We start from the raw sequence: 2,357 nt of genomic DNA, 5'->3' as shown, positions 1-2,357 counted from the left end.
CGGCTTCCCGCAGCTGCCCCGCCGAGCCATGCCCCAGACCGTCTTCGTCCTCAACGGCCCCAACCTGAACCTGCTGGGCACGCGCGAGCCCGGCATCTATGGGGCCTCCACTCTGGCAGACGTAGAGGCGCTGTGCCGCGAGACCTGCGCGCAGCACGGATTGGGGCTGGAGTTTCGCCAGAGCAACCACGAGGGCGAGCTGGTGGACTGGATCCATGAGGCCGGGCGGCTGCATGCCGCCGGGCAGCTCGCGGCCGTGGTGCTGAATGCAGGGGCCTACACGCACACCAGCGTGGCGCTGCTCGACGCCGTGAAGGGCACGGGCGTGCCGCTGGTCGAATTGCACATCAGCAACGTGCATGCGCGCGAGGCCTTCCGGCACCATTCCTATCTGTCGGCCGCGGCGCGGTCCGTGCTGTGCGGCTTCGGGGTCGATGGCTACCGGCTGGCCATCGAGGGCGTCGCCCGATGGAAGTGACGCCACAGCGCCCCGGCTGGCCGGAGCCGGCGCGCCTGCCGCTGCCAGAGCACGTGCAGCAGCTGGCAGCTCGGGCGCGCCGCGTGCGCACGCCCTGTGGCGAGGGTTCCATGCTTTGGCACGTGTGGGGCGAGGGCGCCGCCGGCCGGCAGGCACCGCTGGTGCTGCTGCACGGCGGCAGCGGCAGCTGGCTGCATTGGGTGCGCAACATCGAGGATCTGCGGGCGCAGGGGCGCGAGGTCTGGGCGGCCGACCTGCCGGGGTTCGGGGATTCGGCGGTGCCGCCGGCGGGCTCGGACGCGGATGCGCTGGTGGAGCCCCTGGCTAAGGGTCTGCGCCAACTGTTCGGCAGCCAGGCCTGCGACCTGGTGGGCTTTTCCTTCGGCGGACTCACGGCCGGGCTGCTGCTGGCAGCCCATCCGCGCCTGGCGCGGCGGCTGGTGCTGGTGGGCGCGCCGGCGATGGGCGTGGTGCCGCGCCCGCAGTTCGAGCTGCGCGCCTGGCGCCACCTGCCCGCGGCGCAGCAGCTGGAGATCCACCGCCACAACCTCGCGGCGCTGATGCTGCAGGACCCGGCAGCGATCGACGCCGAGGACGGTCTGGCGCTGGCCGTGCACGTGACGAACGTGCTGCGCGACCGGATGCCGCGCCGGCGCCTGGCGCACACGGATGCGCTGGCGCGGGCGCTGCCGGCGTTGCGCTGTCCGGTGCACGCCATCTATGGCCGCGGCGATGCCATCTACCGGGGCTGGATCGCGGCACTGGAAGGGGCGTTCGCCCGCGCCGCCCCCGATTTCCGTGGGCTGCAGCTGATTGCCGACGCCGGGCATTGGGTGCAGTTCGAGCGCCCCGGCGCCTTCCTGGACGCCTTGCTGGTGGCCTTGGCAGAGTGACGCTGTTGCAGCGCCAACGGCCCGGCGCGGGCCCGCCAGGGGAACGCTGGCGCTCATCTGCACTCGCACCAGGGTGGCCTGCCTGACAGGGCTGCCATCCCGAGGAACCCAAGGAAGGAAAAACCATGCCCACATCCGACCCCCGCCGCCCCCAACGCTCTTCCGGCTCCGCCGCCTGGGCGTGGCTGCTGGTCGCCGTCGCGCTCGGGGTGGGAGCGGGGTGGTGGTTCTGGGGCCGGCCGGGTGCCGAGCCGGTGCTCGGCGCCCAGGCGACCGGTGCGGCGCCGGCGCCGCAGCAGGCGCCTTCGGCTGCGGCTCCGGAAGGCGCTCCAGCGCCCGAGGAGCCGCTGCACCACCCCGTCGAAGAGATCGAGGCGCCACCCGCGCCACCCCTGGAATCGCCGCAGGAGCTGGAGGCCGCGGTGCAGCAGCTGCTGGGCGCGCAGCAATCGGCCGCCTTCCTGCAACTCGACGACTTCGCGCGCCGCGTGGTCGCGACGATCGACAACCTGGCGCGCGAACAGGCGCCGGCACGGCTGTGGCCGGTGCAGCCCACGCCGGGGCGCTTCGCGGTGGACGGCCCCGCCGATGCGCAGGTCCAGACCATCGCCGCCGACAACGCCTCGCGCTACCGGCCCTTCGTCGCATTCGCCGAAGGGGTGCCGCTGGATGCGGCGGTGCAGCTGTACGTGCGGCTCTATCCGCTGCTGCAGGCGGCGTATGAGGAGCTTGGATACCCGGGCCGCCACTTCAACGACCGGCTGGTCGCCGTGCTCGACCACCTGCTGGCCACGCCCGAGCCGTCCGGGCCGCTGGCGGTGCAGCTCACGCGGGTGGCGGGCGAGGTGCCGTCCACACGGCCCTGGGTGCGCTATGAATTCGCCGATCCGAAGCTGCAGGCCCTGAGCAGCGGGCAGAAGATGCTGCTGCGCATGGGGCCGGAGAATGCGCGGCGGCTCAAGGCCGTGCTGGCGGGCGTGCGCCAG

General features: G+C 73.2%; 3 protein-coding genes. All 3 read left to right on the top strand.

Annotated features, from left to right (window positions below):
- Positions 1-28: 28 nt before the first annotated feature.
- Complete coding sequence (aroQ, locus tag A612_RS11580) at positions 29-478, top strand: type II 3-dehydroquinate dehydratase (protein WP_019374639.1); 450 nt, start codon at positions 29-31, stop codon at positions 476-478.
- Positions 469-1,371, top strand: a complete 903-nt coding sequence (locus A612_RS11575) for an alpha/beta fold hydrolase (protein ID WP_051001497.1) — start codon at positions 469-471, stop codon at positions 1,369-1,371. The genes aroQ and A612_RS11575 overlap by 10 nt, the downstream gene beginning before the upstream one ends.
- A 125-nt stretch (positions 1,372-1,496) precedes the next feature.
- Positions 1,497-2,357 (top strand): DUF3014 domain-containing protein (locus tag A612_RS11570; RefSeq protein ID WP_019374637.1); only part of this gene is annotated, 861 nt, incomplete at its 3' end.

The sequence above is a fragment of the Melaminivora alkalimesophila genome (assembly GCF_000282995.1).
In the GTDB taxonomy this organism is placed as follows: domain Bacteria; phylum Pseudomonadota; class Gammaproteobacteria; order Burkholderiales; family Burkholderiaceae_C; genus Melaminivora; species Melaminivora alkalimesophila.
This window is presented reverse-complemented; position numbering and strand designations above follow the sequence as displayed.

Excerpts from the sequence above, each read along its gene's own strand:
- aroQ (WP_019374639.1), top strand. The coding sequence starts at position 29 with ATGCCCCAGACCGTCTTCGTCCTCAACGGCCCCAACCTGAACCTGCTG.
- A612_RS11575 (WP_051001497.1), top strand. The coding sequence starts at position 469 with ATGGAAGTGACGCCACAGCGCCCCGGCTGGCCGGAGCCGGCGCGCCTG.